This window comes from Spirosoma flavus (assembly GCF_054778555.1).
On sequence record NZ_BAAGZL010000002.1, the window covers coordinates 1,268,862 to 1,281,841 of the forward strand.

Annotated in this window: 8 protein-coding genes; 4 read left to right on the forward strand and 4 right to left on the reverse strand. The window is 48.8% G+C overall.

Features of this window, described 5'->3' with window-relative positions; translation table 11 throughout:
• Positions 1-173: 173 nt before the first annotated feature.
• Positions 174-1,808: a YceI family protein gene (locus ACYVF1_RS14130; RefSeq protein WP_461079766.1), complete on the reverse strand. Its 1,635-nt coding sequence runs from the start codon at positions 1,806-1,808 to the stop codon at positions 174-176.
• 722 nt (positions 1,809-2,530) lie between these two features.
• Between ACYVF1_RS14130 and ACYVF1_RS14135 the strand changes: the two genes are divergently transcribed.
• Complete coding sequence (locus ACYVF1_RS14135) at positions 2,531-3,526, forward strand: M48 family metallopeptidase (RefSeq protein ID WP_461079768.1); 996 nt, start codon at positions 2,531-2,533, stop codon at positions 3,524-3,526.
• A gap of 65 nt (positions 3,527-3,591) precedes the next feature.
• Here ACYVF1_RS14135 and ACYVF1_RS14140 read toward each other — a convergent pair whose 3' ends face one another.
• The 3 genes from ACYVF1_RS14140 to ACYVF1_RS14150 all read right to left on the reverse strand — a co-directional run bounded on the left by ACYVF1_RS14140 (position 3,592) and on the right by ACYVF1_RS14150 (position 6,072).
• Complete coding sequence (locus tag ACYVF1_RS14140) at positions 3,592-4,380, reverse strand: TIGR03915 family putative DNA repair protein (RefSeq protein ID WP_461079770.1); 789 nt, start codon at positions 4,378-4,380, stop codon at positions 3,592-3,594.
• 4 nt (positions 4,381-4,384) lie between these two features.
• Complete coding sequence (locus tag ACYVF1_RS14145; protein ID WP_461080758.1) at positions 4,385-5,641, reverse strand: putative DNA modification/repair radical SAM protein; 1,257 nt, start codon at positions 5,639-5,641, stop codon at positions 4,385-4,387.
• A 185-nt stretch (positions 5,642-5,826) separates the two neighbouring features.
• A complete protein-coding gene (locus ACYVF1_RS14150) occupies positions 5,827-6,072 on the reverse strand; it encodes a hypothetical protein (RefSeq protein WP_461079772.1) in 246 nt (81 codons plus the stop codon).
• Between the two features lie 349 nt (positions 6,073-6,421).
• Here ACYVF1_RS14150 and ACYVF1_RS14155 point away from each other — a divergent pair, with 349 nt between their 5' ends.
• The 3 genes from ACYVF1_RS14155 (at position 6,422) to ACYVF1_RS14165 (ending at position 12,965) form a co-directional block, all read left to right on the forward strand.
• Positions 6,422-9,370 carry a ligand-binding sensor domain-containing protein gene (locus tag ACYVF1_RS14155; protein WP_461079774.1) on the forward strand — a complete coding sequence of 983 codons (2,949 nt, stop codon included), beginning with the start codon at positions 6,422-6,424 and terminating at the stop codon, positions 9,368-9,370.
• Positions 9,367-10,056, forward strand: a complete 690-nt coding sequence (locus ACYVF1_RS14160; protein ID WP_461079776.1) for a response regulator — start codon at positions 9,367-9,369, stop codon at positions 10,054-10,056. The genes ACYVF1_RS14155 and ACYVF1_RS14160 overlap by 4 nt, the downstream gene beginning before the upstream one ends.
• 365 nt (positions 10,057-10,421) lie before the next feature.
• Complete coding sequence (locus tag ACYVF1_RS14165; protein ID WP_461079778.1) at positions 10,422-12,965, forward strand: TonB-dependent receptor domain-containing protein; 2,544 nt, start codon at positions 10,422-10,424, stop codon at positions 12,963-12,965.
• Positions 12,966-12,980: the final 15 nt, after the last annotated feature.

The window sequence follows — 12,980 nt, forward strand, 5'->3', positions numbered from 1 at the left end:
CAAGAAAAGGCGTAGCCAGAAACACCACTCGTGCAACCGCCAAATTTTTAGGGCTAGGGCTGGGGGTGTGCACATAATTGCATTTTTGTGTGTGCGAAAAACCTGAAGATGTGTACGGTCGCAAAAGCAGGCGTTATGTTGTATTATTCCGCTCGTGAAACCGCTATAGCTATTTATTTTTTTGCTACGATTTTTATAAAGAGTTTAACGTCGTCCAAAATTGCATCACCAGACTGATAAAAGAGCTTTTCTGATCCATAATCGATACCCCAATCGGTTCGATCAATGATCAGCGTGCCATTCAACTCGACTGTTCCGTCCATTCCGTCCTTAAAATGCATTCTGGCTGGAAAAGTAACGGCCTTCGTGATCCCTTCAATGGTCAGATTCCCTGTAACTTTTATATTCCCTTCATTAACTCTTATACTTCCATCATTTGGAACTTTTGTATTTCCTGTTTCAACCTTCGTAATGGCGAATGTAGAAACAGGAAATTTTTTGATGTCAAAAAATGGGGGTAATTGATTGAGTGAACGTTGATCAACAAAATTTTCAATTGTAGTCATGTCGACTTCAACTGCACCGCCCACCAGATTACGTTTGTCGATCAACAATTCTCCTTTTACTATATCGACATCCCCTGTATGGGAACCATCACCAAGAAACGTAGTACCTTCCCATCCACCAAGTAGCCTAGCCCCTTTCCAGACGACAACACTTTGCTTCGTATCTATGGTATATTTTTTCTGCCCCTCTTTATTATAAAAGTCCGTGATGGTCTTTCCATCATACCGATACACGCCGGTCGCATCGCCAAACCAAATACTTCCGTCGTTATCTTCCAAAAGCCCCAGAAAAACCTTTCCTGACCTAATTTCGGTTACTGTGGGATTATTGCTATACAGGGTCTTTGCATCATAACGGGAAAGCGCCTGGACCGTCCCATTAGCAGGATTTACCGGGCCAGTAGTCCAGATGTTACCTTTTTTATCTTGTATGATCGCATAAGCACCTTTCTCCGATACTTTAGTAAAGGTACTACCGTCATAACGATAGAGGCCACCGGGTCGACGGTCTCCTTTAAAGCCATTGTAACCGCTGAGCCAAATAGTGCCTTTTCTATCCTCCATTATGGCCCAAACGCCGAGAAAGGGGTCGCCTTTATGGGTTAACGTAGTAAATTTTTTCCCGTCATAAACAAAGGCGTCGCCCCTTGTGCCAACCCACAATTTCCCTATTTTATCTTCAAGGATTGTATTAATTTCATTATTCCAATGCCCTTCTTTATAAAAAAGCGGGGCGTTCGGAGAGGTAAAATTTCGAAACGATTTCCCATCGTAACGGCTCAGACCATTTCCAGTACCGAACCAAATAATACCGGCTTTATCTTCATAAATAGAGCTGACTGTATTATGAGCAAGTCCCTCCGTAGTAGTGAAATGTTGAATGGATTTCCCGTTGTCATAATAAACGCCTGAATCCGTAGAAGCGAACCAACTATTTCCTCGTCGATCTTCCAGAACATCTTGAAATTTGTGCTGACCTAGTTTACTGGTAAGATTAGTAAACGATTTTTCCCCGGCCCTGGAAGGGTCGTATCGAAACACATCACCAAATGATGCGTTGTTGGGGCCAGCGATCAAAATGGTGCCATTTCTGCCTTTTTTTATATTACGAACCATTATGTTAGGCCCTATGTCCTTAACTTCGAACTTGATACTATCTTTTGGTGCGCTTGTTTGGTTTTGCCCACAAGAAGTGCAAAAAACAAACAGTAAGAACAGAGCATATACGCGGAAGTAGTTCATCCTTTTTCTTTTTTTATACCAACGAATTTCAACCACTGCGGTGGTCCGCAAACCTACCCGTCTTTGTGCTGAGATGTGTTGGTGGGCTAGTAAAAGAATGTTAACGACACGTAAAAGTTACGTTTACAGACTGCTGTGAACTTTTGCCTTTAAGCGGGTGGGCATATTAAATGAATATGTTGCCTATACAACGGCCTCACAGAAATGCTTTCCAAGTTGATACGATAGAAGCTAGATATATCTACTTCTTAAATGGGCTGTTGGCCCGTGAATCATGGATTAGTACAAATATCAAGCTCTACCAGCAATAGTAGACCGTCGTCTCGGAATGAACGATGCTCAACCGGTCGAAATACCTTCAATGACCGCGGAGGGCAGCCCTTGCCTTCGTATTTTCAGCGCCTAGAAAGTAATTAAAAGTATCTGTTCGCTTAGTACAGCTACGGCACGACCGCCGTTGCGGACCCGGCCATTTTGCCCACTTTCGGTTAACGATATACACAATCCAAGTCTTCAAATTTAGGCGACCTAATGCGCGTTTCACTTAGTTGTTGTAAAGGGGCATTATTGTTTTATTCGGCTTCGTTAAACTAGCTGGCCTTCGAACGGACAGGAAAATCTCATCGCTTTAAGCCGGAAAATGCCGGTTGATCAATGCATTTGTTACTTTATTGACGAGGAACTGTAGTTTAGCATGCTAGCAATTCTTAAACGACTGCATCATGTTACGCGAAGATCTAATCGAATTCCCCCAACTTTCTCACCACGCCTTTCAACATTCTTTAGACCGCGACGCCGGCAGTATCCTTAAAGGCATTGACAAGTTCAAGTCTATTATTGGCACTATCAATTCCTACTTCGAACACGCCCAGCATTATTATAATAGCTCATCCTGCGCACGCGTTAGCGAAACGCAGTATCCCTCACTCTATCGGGCCTATACCAAAATGGCACGAGTGCTCGACGTGCCCAAATTGCCCGACCTCTACATCGAAACTATCGACGAAATTAATGCCTTCGCCAGCGGGATCGACCGGTATAGTATCAATATCAACTCAGGCCTGCTGGATATTTTGACCGAACGCGAAGCCTTAGCGATTATCGGCCATGAACTGGGACACGTCAAATGCGACCACATGTTTTATAATACGTTTACGTATTTTCTGCGCTACTTCGGCTCCTCGCTCATGAGCATGATTCCAGCGCCCTTCAACAGCGCCCTCGACATCAGCGTGCAACTGGCTCTACTCGAATGGAGCCGCCGGGCCGAGTTCTCCGCCGATCGGGCCGCCCTGCTCACCACTCAGGACGTAGGCGCTGTCAGCGAAGCGTTGAGTAAAATCGCGGGCTATTCGAAAACCTTAAGCGACCCAATCAGTGTAGAAGCCATTAAGCAGCAGGCCGAAACGTTTGAAGAATACGTCGATGACAACTGGATGGCCAAACTGATTAAGGTTCAGTCGATGCTACGTCAAACGCACCCATATACTGTGTTGCGGGTGAAAGAGATTCTGGCCTGGTCGGAGTCGGAGCAGTACAAAGCTATCTTGGCGGGTAATTATCTGAAGCGTGGTGAGCAGCCCGCTCCAACGCTACTGCCCGATTCCTATGCTCCAGCCGAACCGACGGCGGCTCAGAAAGCGGCTTCGGCTGCCTCAGCCCTTGGCTCATCGCTGTCGTCGGGGCTGAAAGGGTTTGGTGGTTTTGGTAAGAAATAAGTCTTATTCGGCCGTTCATCGGCCTGGGCTGGCTAGTTTTTACTGGACAAAAAGCTAGTCAGTCCCTATTTGTTAAGCCTGGACGTACCTCCTGAAGGCATTTGCTCGGTTAAATATTTCCAATAACGTTTGGGCATATGCTGGAGCTGAAGCCGTTTATTTTTTCGGGCCTCAATGGTCACGCTCTTAAAGTAACGACGCCACAACTCCTGATAAAATTCTTCACTCTCATCACTGATTGACACAAGTCCAGAAGCAGGACGGCCAGCCTGAACATCGATGGCTACCGGACTCACCGTCTCTAAATCATAGTAAATACCGTACCGGCGCCTGGCATCGTAGATTAACCAACGTTGATCGGCATACCGACTTTCAAAGTGAGGGCTGATCAAAGGCAACACATCGCAATCCGGTTCAACGACGGCAAAGTACACCTGATCAGTAGTACGCTTAAACCGAACGAAGGCTTCCATTCGATGCGCTTCCCGTTTCACCCGCTTTGCCGCTTGGGTTACGGCCCAAACCGCCGGGTGAGCATAGTCTTCTTCTACATTCTGCGGATTATCGAAGACGTGACGTACAAAACCATACATGAGTTCTTCACACCGGTCGATTTCGGACAGGTAGGTTTTGTATAATCGGTTCATGCCTTCGGCGGACAATCGCTTTTGTAAGCCTACCAGCACCCGCTCGGCTTTTGCTTCATCCGTAGTGACTCGATACGTAGACCCAAACAACAACCCGGTACCTGATTCCTGGTTAGTAAATACTACGTCCGCTAGTTTGTCATTATAGATGTCAAAGATAGCCGTTAACCAACCGGCATACGTACCGTCGTACACTACGTTCGTCATCCGATCAGAACAAGCTTAATTGGGTTGAAAAATTGGCTCTGTATTTGCTCTCTTGCGCATTCAGGATCAACTGCTTAAGCTTTGAAGAGGTATAATCGGGCTGCGAGGTAAATGGCCGACTGAACGCCAGAAAGTAACGGGCCCGGTTATAGGCGATGCCCATTTTTTGGAGATGCTCCGCTTGCAATCGTCTAAACCGGCGAGCCGCCACAATTTTCTGCGCACTTTGAAAGCCAATACCTGGAATACGTTTAATCAGCTCAATGTCAGCTGTATTGATGTCCACAGGAAACTGATCTAAGTTTCGCAAAGCCCAACCCAGTTTAGGGTCCACATCCAGGTCCAGATTGGGTTGAGTAGAGCCGACCAGCTCATTAAATCCGAAGCCATAATAACGTAGCAGCCAGTCGGCCTGGTAGAGCCGGTTTTCCCGGATAATGGGAACGGGTGTACCCAGGGAAGGGAGTCGATTGTCATCGCTGATCGGTACGTAGCCCGAATAGTAAACCCGCTTCAAGGCCAATTGACTATAGAACTGATTGGCCATACCCAGAATGTCCAGATCGGTTTCGTTGGTCGCGCCAATTACCATCTGCGTGCTCTGACCAGCAGGAGCAAAAACAGGTGCTTTGGGATTACTCTTTTTTTCTTCCTTATGGCCAGCAATCTCGGCTTTCAGGTACGTCATGGGACGTATTACATCCTGGTGGTTCTTGTCGGGTGCCAGTAACTTCAGGCTTTGTTCGGTTGGCATTTCCACGTTGACGCTCAAGCGATCAGCATACGTACCGGCTTCCTTAATCAACTCGTCACTGGCTCCCGGAATGGCTTTGAGATGGATATACCCGTTAAAATTCTGCTCTTTGCGCAGCTTTTTAGCGATCCGCACCAGGCGCTCCATGGTGTAATCGGGACTGTCGAAAATTCCCGAACTTAAAAACAAGCCTTCAATGTAGTTCCGGCGGTAGAAATTGATCGTTAGATCGACTACCTCTTCAACCGTAAAAGCGGCCCGCTTTACGTCATTGCTTTTGCGACTCACGCAGTAGGCGCAGTCGAAAATACAATGATTGGTCAGCAGGATTTTAAGGAGCGATACGCACCGCCCATCTTCGGTAAAGGCGTGGCAAATGCCGTACCCTTTCGAATCGCCCAGCCCTTTATCTTTATTGCTTCGTTTGCTCTGTCCAGACGAACAGGACACATCGTATTTTGCTGCATCAGATAGGATTTCCAGCTTCTCCATCACGCGCTCATTCACCATCTGAATCTGTAGTTGATTGGCAATAAAAATACGATGATGCTACGTGCCATCAAAGGCAAAAAAGACAATAAAGACAACTTTATCCTGACGTTATCTCAGTACTACGTTGGTAAGGTACACAAGAAGACAGGTTGAAAAGATTTAAAACCTTTTACGGCAAAAAGCGTACATGAGACAGCTTTTTATTTGTAACTACCATTCACCAATAGATTGCCGTCTTCAGTAACAGAGTAGCTTTCCACATCCTGGAATTCTTTAACATCATAGCTTGCCTCTGGCTCAAGTGTATACTTTTGCTTAAACGTTTCTTCGGCCTGCTGCCGGGTTTGATTCACGAAAACGGCGCAATATTGATAGGGTTCTTTCCGGTAGACGATCAGAATAACCGGACTTGGACTGGGTAAATAGGATGCGATTTGATTTTGCATAATTGAGGTCATCTATAGATTGGTACGTCAGAAAACCCGCTGTTTTTCGCCTTTGTTTACTAGAAATACTGAATTGTTACCCTGTACGCCAGGACCGCAGCAGAACCCGCAAAGACAGCGTTTTGGTGGTCCACTGCCTCAACGTGACTCAATGTAGACCAGCTTACTGTTTTCCGTATAAAGGCGGTTACCCTTCGGCTGAACAAGCATCTTGCGATTGATCACATCTTTATGCGATCGGCTAACATTGCACACCACCTTTGCAAGGCCGTATCTTTGAGGAAACAATACTAAATCTACTTCTATAGTGCTCTGGCGATGGTTATTGTGCTTCATAGCACTCATTCTCATGAGTCCGTTGGGCTTATTAGCCCAACCGTCAGACGTATCGTTTCAGCACTATACTACCCAGGAAGGCTTATCGAATGATCAGGTTACGGCGATTTTGAAAGACCGACGCGGGTTTATGTGGTTTGGTACCTTTAACGGCCTGAACCGCTTCGATGGCGTAAAATTCACGATCTATAAACGTAATGAAGGCAAAGACGGCCTGCCCGGCAACTACATCGTATCCGACGGATTGGCTCAGGATCAGGACGGATTTATCTGGGTTTCTACCAATCGGGGCCTTTGCCGGTACGATCCCCAAACTGACCGACTTCAGGCTATTCCGCTCCCACAACAGCGCGATCAGGTTGCCGACAACGACTTTGTTTCGCCCGTGCGTTTCGATCGGGCGGGTATGGGATGGTTTGCGTCGGTAGATCACATTTATCGTTTGGAGCCCCGGACCCGACAACTCACCGCGTTTCCGGCGCCAACAATTCACCCCGGTACGTTTCCTATACCCTATCCTGACCAGCATGGAAACATATGGGTGTGGCACTGGGGAGTTATCTACCGTCTTGATCCGGCAAATCGTACGTATACTTCGTTCGTAGGGGCGGAAGCGCAGCAACCAGTAGAAAGGCTGACCGAACAGAACGGGCACGTTTATGCCCTTATGAAACAGGGCGAGGTACGTCAGTATAACCCGGCCACCGATCGTTTCAACCTATTTGTTACCCATTCACAAGCCAGTACAGAACTGGTAGAAGACCGCTTACCCGATGGGCGACTCTTACTCTGGCTGGGGGGCTATAATCGACTCACGGCCTACGTGCCAGCCACGAAACAGTTTACCGAATTCACGCACGTAGCCAATGATCCGTTGAGTTATCCGGGCGGGACGGTCGGCATTATGTGGGCTGATCGACAAACCGGCATCATCTGGATAGGCACTTCGGAAGGTATTGCGAAAATAGATCCAGTTGCCCTGAAATTTAGTCGTAAATGGTTACCCAATCCGTCGTCAGGGCCGGCAGAACCTGTGGAAATAGTTCGTCAGGATTATCAAAAGAATGATACGTACTGGGTTTTAGGTCATCAAAGGCTTTATCAGTGGAATCGCTTGTCAGGTTCATTAACCCCGATACCGAAAGAGCCAGATCTGCCTAATAGTCTATACTACGACATGATTCAGGACAAACGAGGACGGCTGTGGCTTGGCATGCAGGGGGGAGTCGCGATTTATGACCCTGCTACGTTGCAATGGCAGGTTCGTCGTGATATTGGCTCTAAAGAACGACAGGCCAACCTAACCGTGCCAACCCTTTGCCTGGGTACCGACGGTCGCATCTGGGTGGGCACTACGTCCCAGGGTCTATTTTGGTATGACCCAGCTACGAATCAGTTTCAACGCTGGTTGGCGACAGGGCCGAATCAATTGCCGACGAGTATTAGCCTACTCCAGACCGACCATCGCGGGTGGGTTTGGGCGCAAACAGGAGTGGGTCTGTTTCGACTGAATCCAGCTACGGGGCAAACGAAACGGATACACTTGCGCGGGGGCGAAAAAAACGTTCAACCGTCTGATCAGATACACAGTACGTTTTATGTCGACAGGCAGGGGCAGCCCTGGATCTCAGGAATTGACTTTCTGGTTCAGACCGATACGAGCGGCCAGATCCAGCAAACCTATACGTTGGCGAACGGTCTGCTCGCCGATCATGTATTCAGTATTGCCGAAGATCAGCGAGGGCATATTTGGCTGGCCAGCGATGAGCAACTGCATGAACTAGACCCCAGAACAAAGCGGTTTCGGTATTACAATGAAGCCAATGGTCTGTTTTCCAATACCCTCTACAAAGCGATCAGCATGGATCGGCAAGGAACACTTTTCGCCGGATTCAAAGGGGCTTTTGCGTACTGGAAACCCGAAAATCTTCGGCAGAATAACGTAGCGCCCCCGGTAGTAATTACCCATATTCGGGTCAATAATCGACCACGAACAGTAGCTTCCTCGATTCAACTTGAGCCGCAGGAAACAACACTGGCCATCGACTTTGCGGCTCTCAATTTTAGTCAGCCCGAAAAAAATCGCTACGCCTACCAACTCGTGGGTTTTGATAGTGACTGGCTCACAACCAACGAGCGCACCACGACGTACACTAACCTTGAACCGGGCAGTTATACGTTTCGGGTAAAGGCGGCCAATAACGACGGCGTCTGGAATGAAACGGGTGCTACGTTGGCGATTCGGGTCGTGACGCCTTATTGGAAGACGACCTGGTTTCGGTTTCTCTTGATTCTGATCGTCTTAGGAATTCTCTATGCCATTTATCAGAATCGCGAAGGGCAGCGGCTGCATCTCGAACGCATCCGTGATCGAATTGCGACCGATCTGCACGACGATATGGGCTCAACGCTCAGCAGCATTCGTATTTTTAGCGACGTAGTACAACAACAGATTGCGCCCACAACGCCCGAGGCCGTGCCCATTCTGCAACGTATCAGCAATAGCGCCACTACGTTGTCGGAGTCGATGCAGGACATTATCTGGACCATTCAGACGAAACATGACCGGCTGGAGGACGTAGTGACCCGAATGCGCGAATTTGGCTTGAAAATGGCTGAGGCAAAAGGCATTACGTTCCGAATGAACGTATCGGATCAGTTCGAAAAAACCCGTTTGAACGTAGAGCAGCGACGTAATCTGTACCTTATTTTCAAGGAAAGTATTAATAACGCGGTGAAGTACGCCGAACCTTCGCGGATTGATGTTAGCCTGAGTATCAACGCGGGAAAGCAATTGCATCTGACGATAAAAGATGACGGACGAGGATTCGATCCGGCCACTGTTCAGCCGGGAAATGGCTTGCCTAATTTACAGAAACGGGCTCGTGAAATCGGGGGAAATCTGGTGCTGACCGCTAAACCGGGGGCCGGAACGGCGATAGAATTGCTTACAAAATTATGACTGACACCATCAAAATAGTCTATTACGAAGATAATCGCGACCTGCGCGAAGGTATATCTTTTCTGCTTCAGGCCACGCCAGGCCTGGAATTACTGGGCGCATTTGCCAACTGCCGGAACCTGACCGACGAGATGCGGTCACTACGTCCTGACGTAGTGCTGATGGACATTGACTTACCCGGTATTACGGGCATTGAGGCCGTGCCCATTGTAAAAGCGACTTCGCCCCAAACGCAGGTGCTGATGTTGACGGTGTTCGACAACGAAGAGAAAATTTTTCAGGCCATTCGGAACGGAGCCAGCGGTTACCTGCTGAAACATACCCCGCCCTCGGAGATTATTGCCGCCATTTTTGATGTTCACCGGGGTGGTTCCCCCATGACCGCGAACGTGGCCCGGCAGGTGCTACGTTTCTTCCAGCAGCAAAACGCCCTGCCGAATGATGTTCCCTCAACCAACGTAGCAACGCCCGCGTCGCGCCCCACCGCTGACGAGTACAAACTCTCGACCCGTGAACTGGATATCGTGAAGGGTTTGGTAGCCGGCTACAGTTATAAACTCATTGCCGATGAACTTCATATCAGCATTGACACCGTTCGGTCGCACATTCGCCACATCTACGACAAATTGCAAGTCAACTCCAAAACCGAAGCCATCCTGAAAGCCATGCGGGAGGGTTTGGTGTGATTTTGCGTGTTGTACCCCAAATTCTTTAAATAGCTAATGCTATAGGGGCTTGTCTTTCGTCGCGTAGCGACCTAATGTTTGTAGAAAAACGGCCACCATACCTTTTTTCTACAAACATTGGGTCGCTATGCGACGGGAATTGGCACCCTTCAATTCATGTAAGATTAGCCTGAGGAGAACCTTGTCTAAGGACAAACAAAGTCCTCTTCAGGACCGGGGTTGCGGGCGAATTAGAGGTTTTGATTTACGTACAATCCATAAAATCACATCTTCTGGGACGCTTTGCAGGCTCTTTTCACATGTTTGTGCGATTGATGGGCGTTCGGTAGACGGCCAACTTTGTAGCCACTAATGAACGCTACAAAATGAAACGTCAACTTTCCTCCAACAACCGCATGGCCAACCTATTTACCCCCTCCGGCGTAGATCTGTTATTGATTGGCTTCCTCTACCTGTTCAGCGTTAGTCTGCTGGCTTCCGCTGCCTTAGCCCAACAATCCAGTCGCACTAAAGTGCTCGGTTCAGTACGTGATGTCGCTGGAAAACCGGTTGAATTTGCCACCATACTTCTGGTAAAAGCAACTACGTCATCACCGGCTACCAGCCAATCGACTGCTACGTCTCCGTTGGTAAAAGGGGCTGTAGCCGATGTCAACGGGCAGTACGTAGTTGATAATATCGCACCGGGAACGTATCAGATTGCCGCCCAACTGGTTGGCTACCAGAAAACAACGTCTGCACCCTTTACGGTAGTGGCCGATCAGCCGGAGGTGAACGTAGCACCCATTACGTTACCCCAATCGGAGCAAACACTCGGCGAAGTAACGGTTGCCGCGAAAAAGCCTTTTATCGAACAGTTGCCGGATAAAACGGTGATCAACGTAGCAAACAGCATCGTTTCGGCAGGGGGCACGGCGCTGGAAGTGTTGGAAAAAGCCCCCGGCGTATTTGTTGATAATCAGAATGATCGCATTACGCTCAAAGGTCGCGAGGGAACGCTGGTCATGATCGACGGAAAGCCGACTTACCTATCGGCGCAGGAAGTTGTGAATCTGCTACGTAACACACCATCAAACGGCATTGAAAGTATTGAGCTCGTAACAAATCCATCGGCTCGGTATGATGCGGCTGGAAATGCGGGCATTATCAACATCCGACTCAAACGAGGGAGCCGGAAAGAGGGCACGAACGGTAGTGCTACGTTGGGCGCGGGTTATGGCCGATTTCCGAAAGCCTCGGCGGGAGTAACGCTTAATCACCGGGCGGGAGGATGGAATTTATTTGGCAATTACAACTACGATTATCGCGAATCGTTCGGTTCAGTCGATGCGCTGCGGACGTTTGGTTCCGGCGATTCGCTGACCACGGTAAATAACCTTGGCTATCGGCCCAGTACGGCTCGAAACCATACGTTTAAAGTCGGTGCTGACTATGCGTTGAGTAAACGCACTACGTTTGGTGTGATGGCGAACGGCCTGTTCAGCAACAGTCAGGCGACGATTGATAATAAAAATCTTGTCTACAATGCGAAAGGTCAGCTGGAACAGACGTTAACCATGATTAATGCGTCATCCCGGGAGACAAAACGGGTGGCAATCAATGCGAATGCCAAACATACATTCGATTCATTGGGGCGCGAGTTGACCGCTGATCTGGATTATTCACGCGTAAACATTCAGCCCCAGGATAACATGCGGACGCGCTATCTGGGAGCTGGTGGCGAAGAAACACAACCCGAACTCGTACAGCGTAATCTGCCGCCATCGACCGTAACGATCCGGGCCGCCAAAGCCGATTATGTGCATCCGCTACGTAGTGGTGGACAACTGGAAGCAGGTGGTAAAGTTTCGTACGTAACGTCGGATAATGACGTTCGCTTCGAGACACGTACCGAAACTGGCTACGTACCCGATCCGCAACGTACCAATCATTTTCTGTACGACGAAACCATCACTGCGGGCTATCTCAACGCAAATCGCGACTGGGGAAAATGGTCGCTACAGGCTGGGTTGCGGGCCGAGCACACGCGTTCGCTAGGCAATTCCGTTACGTTGAGTAAAGTTGTCGATCGCAATTATCTGAACCTGTTTCCAAGCGCATTTTTGACGTACAAAATCAATGAAGATCACCAATGGCGCGCGTCCTACAGCCGACGTATCGACCGGCCAAATTACCAGGATTTGAACCCGTTTGTGTACGTAATGGACCCATACACGTATTATCAAGGGAATCCATTTTTACGTCCGCAGTATACCAATGCGTTTCAGGTGGGCTATACGTATAAGAATGAAACGAACATCAGCCTGAGCTACAACCACACCACCGATGTTATTACGGGTGTTAATGAGCAGCAGGAACGGATCATGCGGGTAACCACCGTAAATCTGGCGGCTCTCGACAACATCAACCTGAGTGTCAGCCTGCCGATTAAGCCAACCAAATGGTGGACGCTTCAGCCCAGCGCCAACGTATTCTGGAATGCCTACAACGCGGAGTTTGCCGGGCAACGACTCGATTATCGGCAGTTATCGGCGAACGTAACGCTGAACCAAAGTTTCATACTCCCCCACGGCCTAACCGCTGAACTATCAGGCTTCTACAATTCGCCGTTGGTCTATGGCATGATGCATATCCGGGGGATGGGCCAGTTGAGCGTGGGCGTTCAGAAAAGTTTGTGGAACAAAGCGGCCAGCCTGCGGCTGAACGTGAGCGACGTACTACACACGATGCGGTCGGGCGGCACGATGAACTTTGCGACAACCAACTTAAGCTTCGTCAATCAGTGGGAGAGCCGGGTGGCGCGGCTCACGTTTACTTACAATTTCGGCAATCGGACTATGAAGTCTTCCCGCCAACGTCGTTCGGGTGTTGAGGAGGAGCAGAACCGTATTGGCGGAGGCTCCAATTAACGCCGACCACAACGC

Bases quoted from the DNA above. Each gene is read 5' to 3' on its own strand.
- ACYVF1_RS14160 (WP_461079776.1), top strand. From the start codon at position 9,367: ATGACTGACACCATCAAAATAGTCTATTACGAAGATAATCGCGACCTG.
- ACYVF1_RS14140 (WP_461079770.1), bottom strand. From the start codon at position 4,380: ATGACGAACGTAGTGTACGACGGTACGTATGCCGGTTGGTTAACGGCT.
- ACYVF1_RS14135 (WP_461079768.1), top strand. From the start codon at position 2,531: ATGTTACGCGAAGATCTAATCGAATTCCCCCAACTTTCTCACCACGCC.
- ACYVF1_RS14130 (WP_461079766.1), bottom strand. From the start codon at position 1,808: ATGAACTACTTCCGCGTATATGCTCTGTTCTTACTGTTTGTTTTTTGC.
- ACYVF1_RS14155 (WP_461079774.1), top strand. From the start codon at position 6,422: ATGAGTCCGTTGGGCTTATTAGCCCAACCGTCAGACGTATCGTTTCAG.
- ACYVF1_RS14150 (WP_461079772.1), bottom strand. From the start codon at position 6,072: ATGCAAAATCAAATCGCATCCTATTTACCCAGTCCAAGTCCGGTTATT.
- ACYVF1_RS14165 (WP_461079778.1), top strand. From the start codon at position 10,422: ATGAAACGTCAACTTTCCTCCAACAACCGCATGGCCAACCTATTTACC.